Here is a 22,789-nt window from a genome sequence, read left to right on the forward strand (position 1 = left end):
GTGGAGGCCACTTTTTACATGAAAAAGATCGAAGCGATCATCAAGCCGTTCAAGCTAGACGAAGTGAAGGAAGCGCTTCAGGAGGCCGGGCTGCAAGGCATCACCGTAACGGAGGCCAAGGGTTTTGGCCGGCAGAAGGGCCATACCGAACTCTATCGCGGCGCTGAATATGTCGTGGATTTTCTGCCCAAGGTGAAGATCGAGGTCGTGCTCGGCGACGACGCGGTCGAAGGCGCGATCGAAGCCATTCGCAAGGCGGCCCAGACCGGCCGCATCGGCGACGGCAAGATCTTCGTCTCCAACATCGAGGAAGTCGTGCGCATCCGCACCGGCGAAACAGGGATGGACGCGGTCTGAGGATTCTGATTTCAGATCATCTCCTCGAAACGTCATCAGACAGGGAAACATGACATGACGACAGCCAAAGACATCATGAAGCAGATCAAGGACAACGACGTGAAATTCGTTGACCTGCGCTTCACAGATCCGAAGGGCAAGCTGCAGCACGTGACGATGGATGTCGTTGAGGTCGAGGAAGACATGTTTGCCGACGGCGTCATGTTCGACGGGTCCTCCATCGCCGGCTGGAAGGCGATCAACGAGTCCGACATGGTGCTGATGCCCGACACCGAGACGGTGCATATGGACCCGTTCTTCGCGCAGTCGACCATGGTCATCCTGTGCGATATCCTCGATCCGATCTCCGGAGAATCCTACAACCGCGACCCGCGCGGCACCGCCAAGAAAGCTGAAGCCTATATGAAAGCGGAAGGCATCGGCGATCAGATCTTCGTCGGCCCGGAAGCCGAGTTCTTCGTGTTCGACGACGTCAAGTACAAGGCCGATCCGTACAACACCGGCTTCAAGCTCGACTCCACCGAATTGCCGTCCAACGACGACACCGACTACGAGACCGGCAATCTCGGCCACCGCCCGCGCATCAAGGGCGGCTATTTCCCGGTGCCGCCGATCGACTCGGCGCAGGACATGCGCTCCGAAATGCTGACCGTGCTCGCCGAAATGGGCGTGCGTGTCGAAAAGCACCACCACGAAGTGGCCGCTGCCCAGCACGAACTCGGCATCAAGTTCGACACGCTGGTCCGCAACGCCGACAAGATGCTGATCTACAAATATGTCGTGCACCAGGTCGCCAACGCCTACGGCAAGACGGCCACCTTCATGCCGAAGCCGGTGTTCGGCGACAACGGCTCGGGCATGCACGTCCACCAGTCGATCTGGAAGGGCGGCAAGCCGACCTTCGCCGGCAACGAATATGCCGGCCTCTCGGAGAGCTGCCTGTTCTACATCGGCGGCATCATAAAGCACGCCAAGGCGATCAACGCCTTCACCAACCCGCTGACCAATTCCTACAAGCGCCTCGTGCCGGGCTATGAAGCACCGGTGCTGCTTGCCTACTCGGCGCGCAACCGCTCTGCCTCCTGCCGCATTCCATTCGGCTCGTCGCCGAAGTCCAAGCGCGTCGAGGTCCGCTTCCCCGATCCGGGCGCCAACCCCTACCTCGCCTTTGCCGCCATGCTGATGGCCGGCCTCGACGGCATCAAGAACAAGATCCATCCGGGACAGCCGATGGACAAGGATCTCTACGACCTGCCGCCGAAGGAATTGAAAAAGATCCCGACCGTCTGCGGCTCGTTGCGCGAAGCCCTGCAGAGCCTCGACAAGGACCGGGGCTTCCTGAAGGCCGGCGGCGTATTCGACGATGACCAGATCGACAGCTATATCGAGCTCAAGATGGCCGAAGTGATGCGCTTCGAAATGACCCCGCATCCGGTCGAATACGACATGTATTATTCGGTCTGACCGGACGAGCTAAGCGACAAACAAAACCCCGCCGGAGCGATCCGGCGGGTTTTTTTGTTTGGGATGGCGAACACTCAATCCAGCAGTTGGTGTTGTCGCCCTGGCAAATGGCCGACGCGACGGAGAACAGTCACGGCGCAGACAGAAAAGTCTGCGCCGTGATGCGTGCTCAAGCGGCAGCCGAAACCTCGGCGCTGGTCGGGACGGAGGCGATCGTCTTCAGGATCTGCGAGGCGATCTGGTAGGGGTCGCCCTGCGAGTTCGGGCGGCGATCCTCGAGATAGCCCTTGTAGCCGTTGTTGATGAAGGAATGCGGCACGCGGATCGAGGCGCCGCGGTCGGCGATGCCATAGCTGAACCTGTTCCATGGCGCGGTCTCATGCTTGCCGGTCAGACGCTTGTCGTTGTCCGGCCCGTAGACGGCGATGTGATCCATCAGGTTCTTGTCGAAGGCGGCCATCAGCGCCTCGAAATAGTCCTTGCCGCCGACTTCGCGCATGTAAGCGGTCGAGAAGTTGGCGTGCATGCCGGAACCATTCCAGTCGGTGTCGCCGAGCGGCTTGCAGTGGTATTCGATATCGATGCCGTATTTCTCGGTGAGGCGCTGCATCAGGTAGCGGGCCATCCACATCTGGTCGGCGGCCTTCTTGGAGCCCTTGCCAAAAATCTGGAATTCCCACTGGCCCTTGGCCACCTCGGCGTTGATGCCTTCATGGTTGATGCCGGCGGCAAGGCAGAGGTCGAGATGCTCCTCGACGATCTGCCTGGCGACGCTGCCAACGTTGCTGTAGCCGACGCCGGTGTAGTACGGGCCTTGCGGCGCGGGGTAGCCGCTCTCGGGGAAGCCGAGCGGGCGGCCGTCCTTGTAGAAGAAATACTCCTGCTCGAAGCCGAACCAGGCGCCCTCGTCGTCGAGGATGGTGGCGCGCTTGTTGGATGCATGCGGCGTCACGCCGTCCGGCATCATGACTTCGCACATGACGAGCACGCCATTGCTGCGCGCGGGATCGGGATAGATGGCGACCGGCTTCAGCACGCAGTCGGACGAGTGGCCTTCGGCCTGCATGGTCGAGGAACCGTCGAAACCCCACAGCGGAAGCTGGTCGAGCGTCGGGAATTCGGCATATTCCTTGATCTGCGTCTTTCCACGAAGGTTGGGAACCGGGGTGTATCCATCGAGCCAAATGTACTCGAGCTTGTATTTCGTCATTCTAGCCTCTCGTTGCTTTGATCACCGAACCTTGGACGGCGCCGGCATGCCAGCCACCCTGCAGCCGACCTGCCGGATTATTAAAAAGCAATTCGTGTGCCATTTTCACCGGCCAAGGATGCGACAAAACTGACGCCGCATCCCGACAAATCCGCTGCCGCGTAATCGCAATGCGCCCGGATCAATCACAAGCATGTTCTGCATAAATAACAGGCAGATACTGATCTTTTTATAATCATATTGCCTAACTGGATTGCAGAACCTATCTTCGGGAATGATTGAATCGGCAAGGCTCTGCACAAGAAGGGAGACCGACAATGGAAATCACTCCTACCCGTCAGTCGGCCAAAATCCTGATGTTCCCGGTGGCAGCGCGCGCTTCTGCCTCCAATTTAAGCGGAAAGGCTAAGTTCGCGGCAGAACTTGCTTCATTGCGCAACCGTACTGATTTCGGAAGCGGCTGGTATCACGAAGCGGCCATCGAGGAAGAAAAACAGGACCGGAACAGCTAAACCTTGCCTCCGCATCGCTTTTGACGAATTGCAAAGCCCGGCGCGATCACTCACGCCGGGCTTTTCATTTTTGCTGTCAGGCAAGGATCAGGTCTTGGCGTGCAAGTCCGTTCCCAGCGTATCCCTGACAAAGATCGTACCGATGACCAGCGACATCGCCGCGATCACCACCGGATACCAGAGGCCGTAATAGATATCGCCGCTGTAGGCGCTGAGCGCGAACACCGTCGCCGGCAGCAGGCCGCCGAACCAGCCATTGCCGATGTGATAGGGCAACGACATTCCGGTATAGCGGATGCGGGTCGGGAACATTTCTACCAGGATCGCGGCGATCGGTCCGTAGACCATGGTCACGTAAAGGACCAGGATGAACAGGACGCCAATGACCTTTGCCCAGCTGACCTGCTCTGGGTCGGCAAACATCGCAAAGGCGCCAGCCGCCGGGACATTGTAGACGGTGATCTCGGGCACCGCCGCTGCCTCATCGGCCGTCAGCAGCTTGTCCTTGATCGCCCGGTCGGCAGCAACCGTCGTCTTGTCGCCGGCGCGGATTGCGGCGGCGTCGAGCTTCAGTTCCGGATTGGCCGCGACGAAGGCGTCAAGCTTCTGGTCGGCGACCTTGGCCGCAGCACGCTTCAGCGGATAGCCGCCGTCCCGCAATGCAATGTTGATTGCCTTCTTGAACGCGGCGTCGCTTGAAGTTGCCTTGTCTGCGGCTGCCACGGCGTCATAGGACGCCACCGTTGCGGTGCCGATCTTGACGCTGGCCGCGGTCCCCGGCGCCGCTGTCGTGACAATGTCATAGGGCACTGAGCTCTTGGCAAGGAAGTCCGTCGCAATATCGCACGACGTCAGAGGCTTGCGCGTTCCGGTCGGATTGAACTGGAACTTGCAGTCGCCAGGCGCAGCGGTAATCGTGGCACGGGTGTTTTGCTGTGCGGTGGCGAGCGCCGGGTTGGCTGCCCAGGTCAGCGCCTTGAACAGCGGGAAGGTGGTGACGATCGCCAGCGCCAGACCCGCCATGATGATCGGCTTGCGGCCGATCTTGTCGGAGAGCCAGCCGAACACGACGAAGAAGATCGTGCCGAGCGCCAGCGCGATGGCGATCATGATGTTGACCGACTGGCCATCGACCTTGAGCACGTTCTGCAGGAAAAACAGCGCGTAGAATTGGCCATTGTACCAAACCACGGCCTGGCCGGCAGTAAGGCCGAAAAGCGCCAAAATGGCGATCTTGGCATTCTTCCACTGTCCGAAGGCTTCCGTCAGCGGCGCCTTGGAGCCCTTGCCCTCGTCCTTCATGCGCTGGAAGGTCGGCGATTCGGCAAGCGACAGGCGAATCCAGACCGATATGCCGAGCAGAATGGCTGAGAGCAGGAATGGAACACGCCAGCCCCAGGCATCGAAATCCTCCTTGCTCAGCGAATTTTGCACGATAAGAATGACGACCAGCGACAGGAACAGGCCAAGCGTCGCCGTCGTCTGGATCCACGACGTATAGAAGCCGCGGCGGTCGTCGGGCGCATGCTCGGCCACATAGGTCGCCGCACCACCATATTCACCACCGAGCGCCAGGCCCTGCAGCATGCGCAGCGCAATCAGGATAATGGGCGCTGCAATGCCCCAGCTTGCCGAACCAGGCAGCAGGCCGACCAGGAAGGTCGACAGGCCCATGATCATGATGGTGACGAGAAAGGTGTATTTGCGACCAACGAGATCGCCGATGCGGCCGAACACCAGCGCGCCGAACGGGCGCACGAGGAAGCCAGCGGCGAAAACCAGCAGCGTAAAGATGTTGCGCGTCGCTTCCGGATATGAGTTGAAGAATGTCGAGCCGATCGCTGCAGCCAATGCGCCGTAGAGATAGAAATCGTACCATTCGAAAACGGTGCCGAGCGAGGAAGCGAAGATGACTTTCTTCTCTTCCCGCGTCATTCCGCGGCTTGCTCTGCCGGCGGTCACTGCCATTGCCATGAATTCGTCCTCCCGTGACATCTCGCTGTGCTTGATGCTGCGCGGTGTCGCCTCTGGGCTCGAACTCGGGCAGCTATCGCCGCGAGAAGTGACAGAAAGCGCCGCCCAGAGGCAGCCCGTCTTTGGGATTATGACTTTGGTCCAATGCATCGGTCCGAAGATCGGAATCGATCTTCGGAAAGCACGATGCATAGTGCGCCCAACTGGACGCACGTCTCTCTGATGGGCAAGGCGAAACGAATTGAGGGGGCGGCGATTGCCGTCAGCCCTTGAGCGCCTCGAGGAGACCGACGGCGGCCATCATGTCGCGCTTGCGGTGGGCACGGCGGGCGACGGCTTCCGCGTCATGGCCCCAGTGCTCGGCCTGCCAGTCCTCGTCGACATGACCGGCGGTCCAGGCTGCCTCGCCGTCGATCTCGCCGAAATCGACGGCCAGCGCCAGCAGAGCCGATCCCGTCAGCGACGTCATGACGTGGATGGCGGCAAGCCGGAGCGGGTCTGCACGCTGGGCTAGATGAACGCCGAGCACCGCAATGCTCTCGCGCGGCTGCTCGACATGGATCACCCCTTCGGCGAGGTGAAACCGGGCGCCGAGCGCGCTGCGCGCCCAATCGATGACGGGATCCCAATATTCGTTCTGCCGGTCGACGAGCCCCTGGGGGGCGTCGGCGCGATAGCAGAGCAGGTCGGACGAGGCGAAGCGCAGGACGTCCTCCAGCACCGCCTGCGGGTCGCTGGCGACGCCGTCGATGGCCGTATTAACCAGACGCATGACCGGCATCGTCATCGGGTCGATCGTCTCACCTTGCGCAGCGAACTCGCCGGCGACCAGAGCGGCGGCTTTTTCGGTCGGCAGGATCAGAAGCGCTTTGCCCGGCGTGCGGACCGGCTTGCCATCGAGATGAACGGCAAAACCAGCTTCGGCCGGTGCGACCGAGACGGCTTTGTAGAAGCGTTTCGGCAGGTGCGTCTTCATCTGGATCTGAGCACGGCGTACCGGATCCGGATCGGAAAGCTGCTTTCCCGCTTCGAGGTCGTTGAGAATATCGCGCATGCCGGAGCCTTTCATCCGGGGATCTGTTTTCGGGCCGGCCGATTCACGATGATCAGACCGGCTGCGATGAGGCCGAGTGCCAGGAAAATACGGATGGTCAGCGGCTCGTTCAAGAAGATGGCGCCGCACAGCACGCCGAACACCGGCGACAGGAAGGTGAAGCTCGACAGGCCCGATGCCGGATAGCGCCGCAGCAGCCAGAACCAGAGCACATAGGTGAAGGCGACGATGTAGACCGCCTGGAAAAGCAAGGCCAAGGTCGGCAAAGCGGCGAAGTCGCGGACGGGCGGCCCGGCGAAAGGCAGCACCAAGGCGCCGACCATCGCAGCGCCTGCCAGTTGGTAGAGCAGCAACTTCTCGGCGCTCGTTTCCGCCAATTTCGTCCGCTTGATGACGATGTAGGTCAAGGCCCACAAAATGCCGGCGCCGAGACTGAGCAGATCACCAATCAGAGTCGCACCGTTATCGGCGCTCAACTGGTCGGAGAACACCGCGACCAAACCGGCGAAAGCGAGCAGAAGGCCGACGAGCCGGCGCGCGGTGATACGTTCGTTCAGCAGGAAATGCCCGCCGACCAGCACCCAGAACGGCATGGTGTTGACCAGCAAGGTGTTGCGCGCGACGGTCGTCTGCTCGAGCCCGACATAGAGAAACAGGAACTCGAGACCAAAGAGCGCGCCCGCCAGAATGCCGGCGACAAGCGTTCCGTCGCGGCTGAAAAGCGCAATGCCGCGCCAGCGGCACCAGACGAGAACGCACAGCCCGCCGATGACCGACCGTGCGATCGACAGGAAGACGGGATCGTAGCCGGCATAGGAGATCTTGGCGGCGACGTAGTTCAGCCCCCAGGAAAAGGTCAGCCCGACCATGATGGCGGCGGCCGCCATGTCGACCCTGTCGCGGCGGTCGAGCGTATCGGTGGCGATACCCACTGGAACTAGTCCTCCGCGCTGGCGTCGTCGAAGCCGATCAGGTTCCAGCTCTGGCGCATATGCGGCGGTATCGGTGCGGTGACGTCGATAAAACCCTTGTCGGGATGCGGGATGACGATGCGGCGCGCGTGCAGATGCAAGCGGTTCTGCATGCCGCCGGGAAAATCCCAATTGGTGTCGGCCTCGAAATATTTGGGATCGCCGATGATCGGGCAGCCGATGTGAGCGGCATGGACGCGAAGCTGGTGGGTGCGGCCGGTATAAGGCTCCATCTCCAGCCAGGACAGGGTCTGCGCCGCCTGCTCGATAATCCGGTAATAGGACACTGCGTGGTCGGCGCCCTTTTCGCCATGCTTGGCGACGCGCACCCGATCGCCGTCGGGCGTCGGCTCCTTGATCAGCCAGGTCGAGATCTTGTCCTCGCGCTTCGGCGGAACGCCCTTGACCAGCGCCCAATAGGTCTTCTTGGTCTCACGCGCCCGGAACGCCTCGGCAAGCTTCATGGCGGCAAGTCTGGTGCGGGCGACGACCAGCACGCCTGACGTGTCGCGGTCGAGCCGGTGCACCAGACGCGGTTTCTCGCCCTTCTGGCTGCGCCAGGCTTCCAGCATGTCGTCGACATTGCGGGTGACGCCTGAGCCCCCCTGGACGGCAAGGCCGGCCGGCTTGTTGAAGACAAACACTTTTGGATCTTCATGGATCAGCATCTTGGCCAGAACGTCGGCGTCGCCCTGGTTGCGGATCGAGTGTCCGGTGAGCGGGCTCTCGCCCTTCTTGTCCACTTCGAGCGGTGGGATGCGAACCGTCTGACCCGGCTCGACGCGGGTATCAGCCTTAACCCTGCCGCCATCGACGCGGATCTGGCCGGAGCGCAGCAGTTTTTGCAGATGGCCGAAGCCAAGACCCGGAAAATGGGTCTTGAACCAGCGATCGAGCCGCATGCCCGCCTCGCCGGCCTCCACCGTGATCTGTTCTACGCCTGCCATTGTTCGTTTTTACCCGTCTCTAGCGCATGACCTGAAATCGAAGTCGATTTCGAAAAGGGTGATGCGCAAATCAAAAAGCTACAGCGTCCTTGCGCGTCCTAAGGGACACGCGGTGCTGTAAGCGGGGGCAATAGCATTAAGGCAGGCTTCTTGCGAGCCAAAGACCCAGAAACAAGGCAATGATCGCGCCAATGAGGCTGGCAAGGGCGTATCCGAACGCCGGCAGCGTCGCGCCACGCTCCCACAGCGTCGCAAAATCGAGCGAAAAGGCGGAGAAAGTGGTGAAGCCGCCAAGTATGCCGGTGGCAACGAACAGCCGAAGCTCGTTCGGTCCGCCGTAGCGCCGCGCCAGGGTTGTTATGAACAGGCCCATGGCAAAGGAGCCGACAATGTTGATCGCCATCGTGCCCCAGGGAAAGCTCGGGCCGACAAGACGCAATGCGACGAAGTTGACGACGTGGCGGAGCCCGGCACCAATAGCGCCGCCTGCGGCAACGAGGAGGAGATTGATCATCGCCGTTTACTGCCCTTGCAGGGCACTCCCGGTCAATCCCTCCCGTTTGCGCTTGGCGTCGGGGAGACTGCACAGATTGTTGAACGCGTCAGAAATCGCTTCTCACGCCCATTGTCGAGCGAGAACATGCCGCCCCTGCCCGGCACTACGTCGATGATCAAATCAGTATGTTTCCACGCCTGATACTGCGAAGCACTGATATAGACCGGTGTTTCGCCGATATCGCCGAGCCAAACGTCATTCTCGCCAACGATGAAATCGCCTTGCGGATAACACATGGGCGATGAACCGTCGCAGCAACCGCCGGACTGATGAAAGAGAACCGGACCGTGATCGGCAATGATTTCCGCCAGGAAGGTCTTGGCTCCCGGCGTGGCGGAGACTTTCCCCAAGGAAACTTTATCAGGCATGCTGACATCCTCAAATGATCGGGGCGCGGCGATGCCACCGCGCCCTTCAAGATCGCGCATGATCTGCCTGAAGGAGCCTCGCACTCCAGCGCGGGAAGCGATCAGAAGAAACCGAGCCTCTTCGGGCTGTAGCTAACCAGCATGTTCTTCGTCTGCTGATAGTGATCGAGCATCATCTTGTGGGTCTCGCGGCCAATCCCGGACTGCTTGTATCCGCCAAACGCCGCATGTGCCGGATAGGCGTGGTAGCAGTTGGTCCACACACGGCCCGCCTGGATCGCGCGGCCGAAGCGATAGCAACGGTTCGCGTCGCGGCTCCAGATGCCGGCCCCCAGCCCATAAAGCGTGTCATTGGCGATCGATAGCGCCTCATCATCATCCTTGAAGGTGGTGACCGAAACCACCGGACCGAAGATCTCCTCCTGGAAGACACGCATCTTGTTGTGGCCCTTGAACACCGTCGGGTTGACGTAGTAGCCGCCTGCCAAGTCGCCGGGCAGATGGTTCTGTGAACCGCGCCTCAGCACCTTCCTGCCGCCCGATGTCGAAATAGGACAGGATCTTCGCCAGTTGTTCAGACGATGCCTGCGCGCCGATCATGGTCGCCGGATCGAGCGGGTCGCCCTGGACAATCGCCTCGACGCGCTTCAACGCGCGTTCCATGAACTGGTCGTAGATGCTCTCATGTACCAGCGCACGGCTCGGGCAGGTACATACCTCGCCCTGGTTGAGCGCGAACATGACGAAGCCTTCTATCGCCTTGTCGAAGAAGTCGTCGTCCTCGGCTGTCACGTCCTTGAAGAAGATGTTGGGGGATTTACCGCCGAGTTCCAGCGTAACGGGATCAGATTCTGGCTTGCGTACTGCATGATCAGCCGGCCCGTCGTCGTCTCGCCGGTGAAGGCGATCTTGGCGATGCGCGGCGATGACGCGAGCGGCTTGCCGGCCTCGATGCCAAAGCCGTTGACGATGTTGAGCGCGCCGGCAGGCAGCAGATCGCCGATCAGGTCAATCCACAGCAGGATCGAGGCAGGCGTCTGCTCGGCTGGCTTCAGCACCACACAGTTGCCGGCGGCGAGCGCCGGTGCCAGCTTCCAGCAGGCCATCAGCAACGGGAAGTTCCAGGGGATGATCTGGCCGACCACGCCCAGCGGCTCATGAAAATGATAGGCGACCGTGTCGTCATCGATCTGGGACAGGCTGCCCTCCTGGCCGCGAAGCGCCCCGGCAAAATAGCGGAAATGATCGATGGCGAGCGGCAGGTCAGCGGCTGTCGTTTCGCGGATCGGCTTGCCATTGTCCCAGGTCTCGGCGAGCGCGAGAAGATCGAGGTTCTCCTCCATGCGGTCGGCGATGCGATTTAGGATCAGCGCACGCTCCGCTACGCTGGTGCGGCCCCAGGCATCTTTTGCCTTGTGCGCGGCATCGAGCGCAGCCTCAATGTCGGCAGCGTCGGAGCGGGCAATTTCGCCCAACGGTTGACCGTTCACCGGTGAGATGTTCTCGAAATATCTTCCGGATTTCGGAGCAACCCATGTGCCGCCGATGTAGTTGTCATAGCGCTTGGCAAAGGGGGCCTTGGCCGTGCGGAAAAATTCAACCTTGTTCATTGTTTTCCTCCCAGGAACCGGCGCCACGGAATGTGTCGCGTCACGAGGGAGAGTTGCCGCATGACCCGGGCTTGTCAGCCCCTGCCAATCGGTCGCTGGCGCCGACTGTCGCAGTTCTGCGACAGGTTCGCGTCTGAAAAACTCAGTGCGGTCGCCGGATGCCGAACCGGGCAAGCTTGCGATGGAGCGTGGCGCGCGAAATACCAAGAGTTTGGGCAGCGGCAGAAACATTGCCGTCGGCACGCGTGATCGCCCGCTGGATCACGCCGCGCTCTGCCTCGCCCAGTTCTTCGGCGGCGTTGGCGGAGTCGCCGAGGATGTCGGCGGCTGGCAGTCCTTTGGTCAAGCCCTGTTGAGTGATGCCGAGAGCCAATCGCGCCGAACGCGTCGCACCGACCACCAGATCATCGGCATCGACAGCTAGCAATGTGCTGGCACCGCACTCGGTCGCTGGAGCCAGCAGGATGCGGGCATTCGAAAAGGCCCGACGAAAATTGTCCGCTTCGATGCGACGTGCAGCATCGCCTACTGCCACGGAGATCAGGTTGACGAAGTCTTCGGTCAGATCTGACCTGCATGACGACACATCGAGCGCAGCGGTGCCTTCGCTGTCCTCACTCCACACCGTGCCTGTCCACAGACCCCATTCGTCGAACGTGTCGTCATCGGCGGAAGCACCTCGGCGTTCGATCGGAATACCGTCGCGATCGGCAAGCATCACGCAGCAACCGATGCCGCCGACTGCCAAATACAGGCGATCAAGGCTCGCATCCGCAGCACGAAGCAGCGGCTCCATTCGTTGCCGCGCCTGCCTGAGTTCCCCCTCGGTCAGACGCCTCGGCGCCTTTCGTTCTGCGGGATCGAGCCCATGCAATGTAAGCGAGCGCCTCCAGGAGGCGATCAGCGCGGAGCGGGCGGCATCGTTGGTGGCGATGGCTGCCTGGACTACATCCGCGTGATGGGCCGGCTGTCCGCTCACCTCTTTCTCCCGGAGCGAGATGCCGCTTCAACCTCCCGGCAGCATTGCTCGCATGGCGTTCTACGGGATCGCTGGCCGATGCCGCTATAGGACGATGGTTCAACACTGCCGCCCGAGGACATCTCGTGCCGAAGCGTGAGAGTTGCAGAGCTTGGCAAGCCTACTTTTGCCGCTCGCCGCGCAGCTTCGCCCAATAGTCGAGCCGTTTCCTGATATCACGCTCGAACCCGCGCTCGGGAGGGTCATAGAATGTGCGGCGGCCCATCTTTTCCGGAAAATAATCCTGTCCGGAAAAAGCGTCCGGCTCGTCGTGGTCGTAACGGTAGCCGGTGCCGTAATCTTCTTCTTTCATCAGCTTGGTCGGCGCGTTGAGGATGTGTTTGGGCGGCAGCAGCGAGCCGAACTCCTTCGCCGCCTGAGTGGCGGCCTTGAAGGCGGTGTAGACGGCGTTGGATTTGGGCGCGCTGGCGAGATAGACTGTGGCTTCGGCGAAGGCGAGTTCGCCCTCCGGCGAGCCCAGATAGTCGTAGGCATCCTTGGCGGCGTTGGCGATGACCAGCGCCTGCGGGTCTGCCAGCCCGATATCCTCCATCGCCATGCGCACCAGGCGGCGGCCGAGATAGAGCGGATCTTCGCCGGCGTCGAACATGCGGGCGAGATAATAGAGGGCGGCATCCGGATCGGAGCCGCGCACCGATTTGTGCAGCGCCGAGATCAGATTGTAGTGGCCGTCCTGGCCCTTGTCGTAGATCGGCGCGCGGCGCTGGACGATGCGCTGCAGGCCCTCGGCGCCGAACACCTCGCCTGACTTGGCGGCGCGCCAGACCTCTTCTGCCAGCGTCAGCGCCGCGCGGCCGTCGCCATCGCTCATGCGGACGAGCATCGCCCTCGCCTCGTCGTCGAGCGGCAGCGCCCTGCCCTCGGTGTCCTCGGCCCGGGCCAGCAGTTTGGCGATGCTGTCCTCACCGAGCGAATGGAAGACCAGCGCGCGCGCGCGGGACAGTAGCGCCGCATTCAGCTCGAAGGAGGGGTTTTCGGTGGTGGCGCCAACCAGCACCACGGTGCCGTCTTCCATCACAGGCAGAAAACTGTCCTGCTGGGCCCGGTTGAAGCGATGGATCTCGTCGACGAAGAGCAGCGTCTGACGGCCGTTGGTGCGGCGCAGCTTCGCCGCCTCGAACACTTTCTTCAGGTCGGCGACACCGGAAAACACCGCCGATATCTGTTGGAACGCAAGGCTGGTTTCGCCGGCAAGCAGCCGCGCGACCGTGGTCTTGCCCGTCCCGGGCGGCCCCCAGAAGATCATCGAGCCGAGCGAGCCGGAGCTGATCAGCCGCGTCAGCGCGCCGTCGGGTCCGGTCAGATGCTCCTGGCCGACGACCTCGCTGAGGTTCTGCGGGCGCAGTCGGTCGGCCAGCGGCCTGCCGGGAGGCGTCTTTTCCGGTTCATCGACACTGAACAGATCGGCCATGCACGTCTTTTCGTTGGAGCGCGATCTCGTCCGAAGGATCGACGCTCGGGCTCAGTAACGCAACACCTGGCGCAGTATCTGCCCGCCGCGCTCGACGGTAAAGCGCCACCAGCGCGTCTCCTGCATGGCTGCCTGTTCCAGGGTCGCGGCGGTATCGATGGTCAAGCCGTTGACCTCGCGAACGATGTCGCCCGGCTGGAAGCCGAAACCGGCTGCGGGCGAACCGCGATTGATGTCGATCACCGTAACGCCCTTGACGTCCGTGCGGATGCCGAGCCGCTGGGCGAGCCGCGGCGATAGTTCCGCAACCTTGGCGCCGGAGAACGGACTGCGACCGCGCAGTGTCACTTCCGCGAGTTTTGCACCTTCCGGCGCACGCTCCAGCGCGATGTCCATCGCCGCCTGCTGGCCTTTGCTCAGAACGGCGAAGCTGGCATTGGTGCCGATCGACAGCGTCGCCATCCGGTAATCCAGCGCCTCGATGCTCTCGACCGGCGTGCCATTGAGCGACAGCACGACGTCACCGGCCTTGAGCCCCGCCTTGGCCGCCGGCCCGGCTTCGTCGACGGACGAAACCAGCGCCCCGGTCGGCGTCTCCAGACCAAGCGATTCGGCGATTTGCGGCGTCACGCGCTCGAATTCGGCGCCGATATAGGGCCGCTCGAAGAAGTCGCGCCCGGCCTTGGCCGCATCGGCAAAAGCGCGAACCATGTTGGAGGGAATAGCAAAGCCGATGCCGATCGAGCCGCCGCTGCGGCTGTAGATCGCCGTGTTGATGCCGACCAGTTGGCCACCCATGTTAATCAGCGCACCGCCGGAATTGCCGGGATTGATCGCGGCGTCGGTCTGGATGAAGAAACTGGAATCGGAAACGCCGATGTGGCTGCGGGCAAGCGCCGAAACGATGCCGCTGGTGGTGGTCTGGCCGACACCGAAGGGGTTGCCGATGGCCAACAACAGGTCGCCGACCTCGAGCGCGTCGGAATCGCCGATGGCGACGACCGGAAATGGCTTGTCGGCGGAGATCTTGAGCACGGCGAGGTCAAGCGTCTCGTCCTTGAGCAGCACCTTGCTGTCGAATTCACGCCCGTCCGCGGTGGCGACCTTGACCTGATCGGCGTCCTTGATGAGGTGGAAATTGGTGACCACTATGCCTGTCGGGTCGACCAGCACGCCGGAGCCGAGCGAAGACTGCGCACGCGGCTGCGAACGGCCGAAGAACTCTTCGAAGAACGGATCGCCGTCGAAGGGCGACCTCAACTTGGCCGTTTGCGAGGCATAGACATTGACCACGGCCGGCGCCGTCTGCTTGACCAGCGGCGCAAACGACAGTTGCATCTCCTCGCGGCCGAACGGCACGCGCTTGTCTGGACCGGAGGTGGCATTTTCGCCTTCGGCGCCGCGCAACATGTCGGTCAGCACGTCGGACAGACCGGGATCGGCCTTGGTGTCCTGAGCCAGCGCCTGCCTGGCGGCCGGCACGAGCGCCGCCGCCATGAAGGCGCAGAGTAGAACAAGGGACATCCGTTTTACGCGCATTCCGAATCCTCCGGGGTCGGGCGCCATTGTCCCGACGATTGTGCAAAATGAAAGGCTAAGTCGATGTAATCGAATTATTCTCGAGGAAAAGACATGGGCTTAAGTCAAGACAGTCCCCGCAATGCTCCCTACCGCTTCCAGAACGCACAAAAGGGCCCGCAGGCCCTTTTGAACTCCTTGAGGGAAAACCGAAGCTTATGCGGCTGCGGCTTCCTCGTCGGTGCCTTCTGCCTCGATGCGGGCACGGTCGCCGGCGCCCTTGGCCGAGGTGTCGCGATCGACGAACTCGATGACCGCCATGGCGGCATTGTCGCCGTGGCGGAAGCCCGCCTTCATGATGCGCAGATAGCCGCCGTTGCGGGTGGCGTAGCGCGGCGCGATTGTGTCGAACAGGCGCTTGACGACGCCTTCATTGCCGATCTGGGCAATCACCTGGCGGCGGGCGTGCAGGTCGCCGCGCTTGCCGAGCGTCACCAGCTTCTCGACGATCGGACGCAAATCCTTCGCCTTCGGCAAGGTGGTGAGGATCTGCTCATGCTCGATGAGCGACACGGCAAGATTGGCAAACATCGACTTGCGGTGGCTTATGCTGCGGGCGAACCGGCGGCCTTTAAATCCGTGGCGCATGGCTCTTCTCCTGGTGTTGTGGGCGGTTGGCCCGGCTGTTTCGTTTTGTGAATGGTCAATAGTGAATGGTGAATGGAAGGGCTCTACCTCTCCGAAGTCGCCGACCGACGACCATTCACCATTTCACCATTCTCAATTCACCGGTCAGTATTGGTCTTCGTAGCGCTTGGCGAGGTCTTCGATGTTTTCCGGCGGCCAATCCGGCACTTCCATGCCGAGGTGCAGGCCCATCGCCGCCAGGACTTCCTTGATCTCGTTCAGCGACTTGCGGCCGAAGTTCGGGGTGCGCAGCATCTCGGCTTCGGTCTTCTGGATTAGGTCGCCGATATAGACGATGTTGTCGTTCTTCAGGCAGTTGGCCGAACGCACCGAAAGCTCGAGCTCGTCGACCTTCTTGAGCAGCGCCGGGTTGAAGGCAAGCTCGGTCACCTGCTCGGCGGCGACTTCCTTCTGCGGCTCGTCGAAATTGACGAACAGGCCAAGCTGGTCCTGCAGGATGCGGGCGGCGAAAGCCACCGCGTCCTCGCCCGAGATCGAACCGTCGGTGTCGATCGTCATGGTCAGCTTGTCGTAGTCGAGAACCTGGCCCTCGCGGGTGTTCTCGACCTTGTAGGAGACCTTCTTGACCGGCGAGTAGAGGCTGTCGACCGGGATGAGGCCGATCGGCGCGTCTTCGGCGCGATTGCGGTCGGCCGGCACGTAGCCCTTGCCGGTATCGACGGTGAACTCCATGCGGATTTCTGCGCCCTCGTCCAGCGTGCAGATGACGTGGTCGGGATTGAGGATCTCGACGTCGCCGACCGTCTGGATGTCGCCGGCCAGAACAGCGCCCGGTCCCTGCTTGCGCACGACCATGCGCTTGGGGCCGTCACCTTCCATGCGGATGGCGATTTCCTTGATGTTCAAGACGATGTCGGTCACGTCCTCGCGCACGCCGGCGATGGACGAGAATTCATGCAGAACGCCGTCGATCTGCACGGCGGTCACAGCCGCGCCACGCAGCGAAGACAGAAGCACGCGACGCAGCGCATTGCCGAGGGTCAGACCAAAGCCGCGCTCGAGCGGCTCGGCGACCAGCGTGGTCAGCGTCTTCTTCTTCGAAGAGAACTCGATCTTGTTCGGCTTGATCAGTTCCTGCCAATTTTTCTGGATCATGATGCTTTCCTTCCGTTGACCCGCCACCATCCAATCGTGGCGGGCGACCTGGAATGCCGTGGAGGAACGCTCCTGGCGTTCGCGCGGCGTTCGGTAATTTTTTCCCTAAAGCGCGTAGCGCTTCAGGTCTCTGTTCTTATGCCTGTCGTTGCCCCAAACCGCTGCGCTCTCGGTTCAGGCCCGAGGCAATGCTTGGGCGACAATCTTTAGACGCGGCGCTTCTTGCGCGGGCGGCAGCCATTGTGCGGGATCGGCGTCACATCACGGATCGAGGTGATGGTGAAGCCTGCTGCCTGCAATGCGCGCAGCGCCGATTCACGACCGGAGCCGGGTCCGCAGACCTCGACCTCAAGCATGCGCATGCCGTGTTCCTGGGCCTTCTTGGCAACGTCCTCGGCAGCCATCTGGGCGGCGAACGGGGTCGACTTGCGAGATCCCTTGAAGCCCTGGGCTCCCGCCGACGACCAGGCAATCGAATTGCCCTGCGCGTCGGTGATGGTGATCATCGTGTTGTTGAAGGTCGAGTTGACGTGGGCAACGCCCGACGAGATATTCTTGCGTTCGCGACGGCGAACACGTGTGGCTTCCTTGGCCATGATGGTCCTTTCAGTTGATCTCTACACCGCCGTAATACCAGCGGCTCCACCTTCGTATGGGAGTAGGGAATAGGGCAGTAAGGGAGTAGGGAAACGCGCAATCCAATTGGCGGCTGTTCCCTACTGCCTTACTCCCCTATTCCCCTAAATTACTTCTTCTTGCCGGCGATCGACTTCGCCGGACCCTTGCGGGTGCGCGCATTGGTATGCGTGCGCTGGCCGCGAACCGGCAGCGAGCGGCGATGACGCAGGCCGCGATAGCAGCCGAGGTCCATGAGCCGCTTGATGTTCATCGACACTTCGCGGCGCAGATCGCCCTCGACCTGGTAGTCACGGTCGATCGTCTCGCGGATCTGCAGCACTTCCGCGTCGGTCAACTGGTTGACGCGACGCTCGGCCGGGATGCCGACCTTGTCGACGATCTCCTGGGCGAAGCTCTTGCCAATGCCATGAATGTACTGAAGCGCAATGACGACGCGCTTGTTGGTCGGAATGTTGACGCCGGCTATACGAGCCATGTTCTTCTCTTCTCCATGTGGGCCGGACAAGCCGGCGCTATCAAAGTTGCCCCGCGTCCGGTGGAGGCCGGCCCATGCGGGAGTTTCCAGTTCAAAGCGGCTGCCTTGCCCTTGCGGGCAAGCAAGCCTCATGCCTGATAGGAAGACGGGCCGCCATACCCCAGCGAACCGCTCCAGTCAAGCGTAATCGTTTATTTTCCGTTCGCAGACCGTTGGGCCGCCGCTGGGGTTGCAGCCGTGAGCACCGCTTCGATCTGACGCGTCACCGCATCGATGTCGGCCATGCCGTCGACACCTCTGAGCTTGCCCTTGGCATAGTAGTAGCCGATCAGTGGCGACGTTTTCTTGTAGTACTCCTTCAGGCGCTCTTCGAACACCGCCGGATTGTCGTCCTTGCGCACCGGCAGACCCGCTGCCTTAGCCTCTTCGGCGCGCTTGCCGATTCGACCAACCAGCGCCTTGTCGTCGACGACAAGTTCGATGACGGCGTCGAGAGTGAGGCCGCGAGCCGCGAGCATCGATTCAACTGCGTCCGCCTGCACCAGGGTTCGCGGATATCCGTCAAGGATGAATCCCCCGGCACAATCGGCCTGATCGATGCGCTCAGCGACGATGGCGTTGACGATGGCGTCGGAAACCAGTTCGCCAGCGTCCATCACCGCCTTGGCCCGTTTGCCGACTTCAGTGCCGGCCTGGACAGCAGCGCGCAGCATATCGCCCGTCGAGAGTTGGGGAATGCCGTATTTTTCTACCAGTCTTTGTGCTTGTGTCCCCTTGCCCGCCCCTGGCGGCCCAAGCAATATCAACCTCATCTGGCCTTCTTCCCCCCGCGCAGCTTCGACTTCTTGATCAGGCCCTCATACTGGTGCGCGATCAGGTGACCCTGAATCTGCGCCACCGTGTCGAGCGTTACACTGACCACGATCAGAAGCGATGTGCCACCGAGGTAGAATGGTACGCCAGTCGCTGAAATCAGGAACTCGGGCAGCAGACACACCAGCACCAGATAAATGGCGCCGACGACAGTTATGCGGGTAAGGACATAATCGATGTAATCGGCGGTGCGCTCGCCCGGACGGTAGCCCGGAATGAAACCCGAATGCTTCTTGAGCTGGTCGGCGGTGTCCTTCGGGTTAAAGACGATCGCCGTATAGAAGAAGGCGAAAAATACGATCATCGCCGCATAGAACGCCATGTAGAGCGGCTGGCCATGACCGAGTGCCGCCAGGACGGTGCTGGCCCAGGCTGGCATGTTGGTCGTCTGCGAGAAGCCGGCGACCGTGGCCGGCAGCAACAGCAGCGAAGAGGCGAAGATCGGCGGAATGACGCCGGCCGTGTTGAGCTTGAGCGGCAGGTGCGAGGTGTCGCCCTGGAACATGCGGTTGCCGACCTGGCGCTTGGGATACTGAATCAGCAAGCGCCGCTGGGCGCGCTCGAAGAACACGATCAGCGCGATGACGACGACGGCAAGAACGATGATCGCCAGGATCAGGCCGGTCGACAGCGCGCCGGTGCGGCCAAGTTCCAGCGTACCGGAAATGGCTTGCGGCAGGCCGGCGACGATGCCGGCAAAGATGATCAGCGAAATGCCGTTGCCAATGCCGCGGGCGGTGATCTGCTCGCCGAGCCACATCAGGAACATGGTGCCGCCGACCAGCGTGATGACGGTCGAGATGCGGAAGAACATGCCGGGATCGGTGACGATGCCGTTGCCGCCTTCCAGTCCAACTGCAATGCCGTAGGCCTGGACCAGCGCCAAAAGCACGGTGCCGTAGCGGGTATACTGGTTGATGACCTTGCGGCCCTGCTCGCCTTCCTTCTTCAGCGCCTCCAGTGACGGGATGACGGAGGTCATCAGCTGCATGATGATGGAAGCGGAGATATAGGGCATGATGCCGAGGGCAAAGATCGCCATGCGCTCGACGGCGCCACCGGCGAACATGTTGAACATGCCAAGCACGCCCTTGCTCTGCGACGAGAAGGCCTGGGCGAAAGCGTCGGGATTGATGCCGGGCAGCGGGATATAGGTGCCGAGGCGGTAGACGAGCAGCGCGCCAACGGTGAACCAGATGCGCTTTTTCAGATCCTCCGCCTTGGCGAAGGCCGAGAAATTCAGATTCGAGGCTAGTTGTTCAGCAGCCGAAGCCATGCCTGATTCTCCGCTTGGTCACGCTCGATGGCCCGCAACTCAGGCGGCGCGTGTCACCGAAGCTCACGAGATAAGCTCCGGACTGCAAACATGCAAGCGGCCGCGTTGACGCGGCCGCCATATTGAGCGGATCAAAGCGCAATCGAAAGCGAAACCTGTCCCACGCTACGTGTTCCACTCTGGCGATCGCGCTTCAAATCGCCGTTACTCGGCTGCTGCCTTTTCCGGCAGCTTCACCGAACCGCCGGCCTTTTCGATCTTCTCGATGGCAGCCTTGGAGGCGCCGGCCACGTCGAAGGCAAGCTTCGACTTGATCTCGCCGTCGGAGAGGATGCGCACGCCGTCCTTGACGCGGCGGATGACGCCGGCCGCGACCAGCGCTTCGGCGGTCACGGTCGTCTTGGCGTCGAGTTTCTTGGCATCGAGCGCAGCCTGGATGCGGGCCAGCGACACGACGGCAAAGCTCTTGGCGAAGATGTTGTTGAAGCCACGCTTCGGCAGACGCCGGTAGAGCGGCATCTGGCCACCCTCGAAGCCGTTGACGGCGACGCCCGAGCGCGCCTTCTGGCCCTTGACGCCGCGACCGGCGGTCTTGCCCGAGCCGGAACCGATGCCGCGGCCGAGACGCTTCCTGGAATGCGTCGCGCCGTCCTTGTCACGCAGATCGTTGAGTTTCATCTGAGTTCTCCTGCGCTCTGGTTCAGCCCTCGTCCACGACGCGGACGAGATGCTGGACGGCAGCGATCATGCCGCGCACGGAGGGGGTGTCCTCCAGCGTGCGCTGCTTGTGCATCTTGTTGAGGCCGAGGCCGACCAGCGTCGCGCGCTGCTCCTTCGGCCGGCGGATCGGCGAACCGATCTGCTCGACGGTGATGGTCTTGGTTGCTTTCTTGGCCATGGTCAATATCCCTGGTCAGCGTCGACTATTCTTCGGCCGCAACGGCGGTGCCGCGGCGGGCCTGAAGGGTCGAATACTTGATGCCGCGCGCGGCAGCCACATCCTTGGGATGCATCTGGCTCTTCAGCGCGTCGAAGGTGGCGCGAACCATGTTGTAGGGGTTCGACGAACCCATCGACTTGGCGACCACGTCATGCATGCCGAGCGTCTCGAAGACGGCGCGCATCGGGCCGCCGGCGATGATGCCGGTACCCTGCTTGGCAGCGCGCAGCAGAACGCGTCCGGCACCCCAGCGTCCTTCGACGTCGTGATGCAGCGTACGGCCCGAGCGCAGCGGCACGAAGATCATGTCGCGCTTGGCCGATTCGGTCGCCTTGCGGATCGCCTCTGGCACTTCGCGCGCCTTGCCGTGACCGAAGCCGACGCGGCCCTTCTGGTCGCCGACGACGACAAGTGCTGCAAAGCCGAAGCGCCGGCCGCCCTTGACGACCTTGGCGACGCGGTTGATGTGGACGAGCTTGTCCACCATGCCGTCGTCGCGCTCTTCGCGATCACGGCCGCGGCCGCCATCCCTACGTTCCTGTGCCATATCCTGTTCCTTGTTTTTTTCCGGAAGCACGGTTGATGATGATATCCGGCACCTCTGTGGGTTGCCGGGGGCGAAATTCATTTTTCCCTTCGCATGATCTTATCCGAAAAGTCTGCAACTTTTTGCTGCGCAAACCTCCGGTTCGGATCATGCTTCAGAAACTCAAGCCACCTTCACGGGCGGCCTCGGCCAGCGCCTTGACGCGGCCGTGATAGATGTACGGCCCGCGGTCGAAGACGACCTCCTTGACGCCGGCCTTCGCGGCGCGCTCGGCGATCAGCTTGCCGATTGCCACAGCCGCGGCAGTGTCGGCACCGGTCTTGAGGGAACCCTTGAGGTCCTTCTCCAGCGTCGAGGCGGCAGCGATGGTGTGGCCCTTGGCGTCGTCGATCACCTGGACGTAGATGTTCTTCGACGTGCGGTGGACCGACAGACGCGGACGCTCGCCGGCGACCTTCTTGATCTGGCGGCGGACGCGCTGAGCGCGGCGTTGGGTGGAGTCTTTCGAGCCCATGATATCAGTTCCTTGCCTTCAAAAAACGGGGGCAACCCTGTGCGGTAGGACAAGCCTCCCGCGACCGCTCCCCGCGGCGTTGACTTGCAGTGAATGGTGAATGGAAAAATGGTGAAAGGTAGAAACCAGGTGCCGCCCGGCTCCTGCTCTATCCTACTGCCATTTTACCATTCACCATTCACCATTGACGAAACTACTTCTTCTTGCCTTCCTTGCGGACGATCTTCTCGCCAGCGTAACGAACGCCCTTGCCCTTGTACGGCTCAGGACCGCGATATTCGCGGATCTCGGCAGCAACCTGACCGACCTTCTGCTTGTCGATGCCGGTCACGGTGATTTCCGTCGGCTTCGGCACGGTGATGGTGATGTCCTGCGGCGTTTCGTAGACGACGTCATGGCTGAAGCCGAGCGCCAGCTGCAGGTTCTTGCCCTGCATGGCGGCGCGATAGCCGACGCCGGTAATCTCGAGCTTCTTTTCGAAACCGTCCTTGACGCCCTGCAGGATGTTGACGATCTGCGTGCGCGACATGCCCCATTTGGAACGGGCGGTCTTGGTCTGGTCGCGTGGCTGGACAGCGATCTCGCTGCCTTCCATCTTGACCAGCACTTCGTCGTTGACCACGAACTTCAGCTCACCCTTGGGGCCCTTCGCCGTGACGGTCTGGCCGTCGACGGTCGCGGTCACGCCCTGCGGCAGCGAAACGGGTTTCTTTCCAATACGAGACATTTTG

25 protein-coding genes and 1 pseudogene are annotated in these 22,789 nt (G+C 61.8%); 3 read left to right on the top strand and 23 right to left on the bottom strand.

Annotated elements, in window-relative coordinates; genetic code table 11:
• Positions 1-18: 18 nt before the first annotated feature.
• Positions 19-357, top strand: a complete 339-nt coding sequence (locus M727_RS0119110; RefSeq protein WP_006205430.1) for a P-II family nitrogen regulator — start codon at positions 19-21, stop codon at positions 355-357.
• A 54-nt stretch (positions 358-411) separates the two neighbouring features.
• On the top strand, positions 412-1,821 hold the full coding sequence (gene glnA, locus M727_RS0119115) for a type I glutamate--ammonia ligase (RefSeq protein ID WP_023799265.1): 1,410 nt from the start codon (positions 412-414) through the stop codon (positions 1,819-1,821).
• Positions 1,822-1,990: 169 nt separating this feature from the next.
• Here the strand turns inward: glnA and M727_RS0119120 are convergent, their stop codons facing one another.
• Both M727_RS0119120 and M727_RS36810 read right to left on the bottom strand, forming a co-directional pair.
• Entirely contained in the window at positions 1,991-3,031 is a 1,041-nt protein-coding gene (locus tag M727_RS0119120) for a glutamine synthetase beta-grasp domain-containing protein (RefSeq protein ID WP_027154024.1), read from the bottom strand.
• A 105-nt stretch (positions 3,032-3,136) separates the two neighbouring features.
• The gene (locus tag M727_RS36810; RefSeq protein WP_036262683.1) at positions 3,137-3,349 is read right to left on the bottom strand and encodes a hypothetical protein; all 213 of its coding nucleotides are present in this window, start codon (positions 3,347-3,349) and stop codon (positions 3,137-3,139) included.
• Between M727_RS36810 and M727_RS0119125 the strand changes: the two genes are divergently transcribed.
• Entirely contained in the window at positions 3,349-3,543 is a 195-nt protein-coding gene (locus M727_RS0119125) for a DUF2735 domain-containing protein (protein ID WP_027154025.1), read from the top strand. The genes M727_RS36810 and M727_RS0119125 overlap by 1 nt on opposite strands.
• A gap of 87 nt (positions 3,544-3,630) precedes the next feature.
• Here M727_RS0119125 and M727_RS0119130 read toward each other — a convergent pair whose 3' ends face one another.
• From M727_RS0119130 to rplF, 21 genes and pseudogenes are all read right to left on the bottom strand, one after another.
• A complete protein-coding gene (locus tag M727_RS0119130; RefSeq protein ID WP_027154026.1) occupies positions 3,631-5,517 on the bottom strand; it encodes an MFS transporter in 1,887 nt (628 codons plus the stop codon).
• Positions 5,518-5,779: 262 nt separating this feature from the next.
• Positions 5,780-6,571, bottom strand: coding sequence for an ATP12 family chaperone protein (locus tag M727_RS0119135; protein ID WP_027154027.1), 792 nt, complete (start codon positions 6,569-6,571; stop codon positions 5,780-5,782).
• Positions 6,572-6,582: 11 nt separating this feature from the next.
• Positions 6,583-7,458 carry a DMT family transporter gene (locus tag M727_RS0119140; protein WP_051505651.1) on the bottom strand — a complete coding sequence of 292 codons (876 nt, stop codon included), beginning with the start codon at positions 7,456-7,458 and terminating at the stop codon, positions 6,583-6,585.
• Between the two features lie 50 nt (positions 7,459-7,508).
• On the bottom strand, positions 7,509-8,489 hold the full coding sequence (locus tag M727_RS0119145) for an RluA family pseudouridine synthase (protein ID WP_027154029.1): 981 nt from the start codon (positions 8,487-8,489) through the stop codon (positions 7,509-7,511).
• Positions 8,490-8,625: 136 nt separating this feature from the next.
• Positions 8,626-9,003, bottom strand: coding sequence for a fluoride efflux transporter CrcB (crcB, locus tag M727_RS0119150; protein ID WP_027154030.1), 378 nt, complete (start codon positions 9,001-9,003; stop codon positions 8,626-8,628).
• Positions 9,004-9,035: 32 nt separating this feature from the next.
• On the bottom strand, positions 9,036-9,413 hold the full coding sequence (locus M727_RS0119155; protein ID WP_027154031.1) for a DUF779 domain-containing protein: 378 nt from the start codon (positions 9,411-9,413) through the stop codon (positions 9,036-9,038).
• A 101-nt stretch (positions 9,414-9,514) separates the two neighbouring features.
• A pseudogene (gene adh / locus M727_RS36815) lies at positions 9,515-11,023 on the bottom strand (aldehyde dehydrogenase).
• Positions 11,024-11,165: 142 nt separating this feature from the next.
• Positions 11,166-12,002: a helix-turn-helix domain-containing protein gene (locus M727_RS0119165; RefSeq protein ID WP_027154032.1), complete on the bottom strand. Its 837-nt coding sequence runs from the start codon at positions 12,000-12,002 to the stop codon at positions 11,166-11,168.
• Positions 12,003-12,162: 160 nt separating this feature from the next.
• A complete protein-coding gene (locus M727_RS0119170) occupies positions 12,163-13,473 on the bottom strand; it encodes a replication-associated recombination protein A (RefSeq protein ID WP_027154033.1) in 1,311 nt (436 codons plus the stop codon).
• A 51-nt stretch (positions 13,474-13,524) separates the two neighbouring features.
• The gene (locus tag M727_RS0119175) at positions 13,525-15,012 is read right to left on the bottom strand and encodes a DegQ family serine endoprotease (protein WP_027154034.1); all 1,488 of its coding nucleotides are present in this window, start codon (positions 15,010-15,012) and stop codon (positions 13,525-13,527) included.
• Positions 15,013-15,207: 195 nt separating this feature from the next.
• Positions 15,208-15,639 carry a 50S ribosomal protein L17 gene (gene rplQ, locus M727_RS0119180; protein WP_023799277.1) on the bottom strand — a complete coding sequence of 144 codons (432 nt, stop codon included), beginning with the start codon at positions 15,637-15,639 and terminating at the stop codon, positions 15,208-15,210.
• A gap of 144 nt (positions 15,640-15,783) precedes the next feature.
• Positions 15,784-16,794: a DNA-directed RNA polymerase subunit alpha gene (locus M727_RS0119185; RefSeq protein WP_023799278.1), complete on the bottom strand. Its 1,011-nt coding sequence runs from the start codon at positions 16,792-16,794 to the stop codon at positions 15,784-15,786.
• A 206-nt stretch (positions 16,795-17,000) separates the two neighbouring features.
• The gene (gene rpsK, locus M727_RS0119190) at positions 17,001-17,390 is read right to left on the bottom strand and encodes a 30S ribosomal protein S11 (protein WP_023799279.1); all 390 of its coding nucleotides are present in this window, start codon (positions 17,388-17,390) and stop codon (positions 17,001-17,003) included.
• Positions 17,391-17,539: 149 nt separating this feature from the next.
• Positions 17,540-17,908 (bottom strand): 30S ribosomal protein S13, encoded by a 369-nt coding sequence (gene rpsM, locus M727_RS0119195; RefSeq protein ID WP_023799280.1) that lies wholly within the window; start codon positions 17,906-17,908, stop codon positions 17,540-17,542.
• 191 nt (positions 17,909-18,099) lie between these two features.
• Entirely contained in the window at positions 18,100-18,720 is a 621-nt protein-coding gene (locus M727_RS0119200) for an adenylate kinase (protein ID WP_027154035.1), read from the bottom strand.
• Positions 18,717-20,057 carry a preprotein translocase subunit SecY gene (gene secY, locus M727_RS0119205; protein ID WP_027154036.1) on the bottom strand — a complete coding sequence of 447 codons (1,341 nt, stop codon included), beginning with the start codon at positions 20,055-20,057 and terminating at the stop codon, positions 18,717-18,719. Before secY ends, M727_RS0119200 begins: the two co-directional genes overlap by 4 nt.
• Positions 20,058-20,261: 204 nt before the next feature.
• On the bottom strand, positions 20,262-20,735 hold the full coding sequence (gene rplO / locus M727_RS0119210; RefSeq protein WP_027154037.1) for a 50S ribosomal protein L15: 474 nt from the start codon (positions 20,733-20,735) through the stop codon (positions 20,262-20,264).
• 22 nt (positions 20,736-20,757) lie between these two features.
• Positions 20,758-20,955 (bottom strand): 50S ribosomal protein L30, encoded by a 198-nt coding sequence (gene rpmD, locus M727_RS0119215; RefSeq protein ID WP_006205449.1) that lies wholly within the window; start codon positions 20,953-20,955, stop codon positions 20,758-20,760.
• Between the two features lie 25 nt (positions 20,956-20,980).
• On the bottom strand, positions 20,981-21,544 hold the full coding sequence (gene rpsE / locus M727_RS0119220; RefSeq protein WP_006333394.1) for a 30S ribosomal protein S5: 564 nt from the start codon (positions 21,542-21,544) through the stop codon (positions 20,981-20,983).
• A gap of 154 nt (positions 21,545-21,698) precedes the next feature.
• Entirely contained in the window at positions 21,699-22,058 is a 360-nt protein-coding gene (rplR, locus tag M727_RS0119225; protein ID WP_027154038.1) for a 50S ribosomal protein L18, read from the bottom strand.
• A 193-nt stretch (positions 22,059-22,251) separates the two neighbouring features.
• Complete coding sequence (gene rplF / locus M727_RS0119230; protein ID WP_023799285.1) at positions 22,252-22,785, bottom strand: 50S ribosomal protein L6; 534 nt, start codon at positions 22,783-22,785, stop codon at positions 22,252-22,254.
• Positions 22,786-22,789: the final 4 nt, after the last annotated feature.

This window comes from Mesorhizobium sp. WSM2561, from assembly GCF_000513915.1.
GTDB lineage: Bacteria > Pseudomonadota > Alphaproteobacteria > Rhizobiales > Rhizobiaceae > Mesorhizobium > Mesorhizobium muleiense.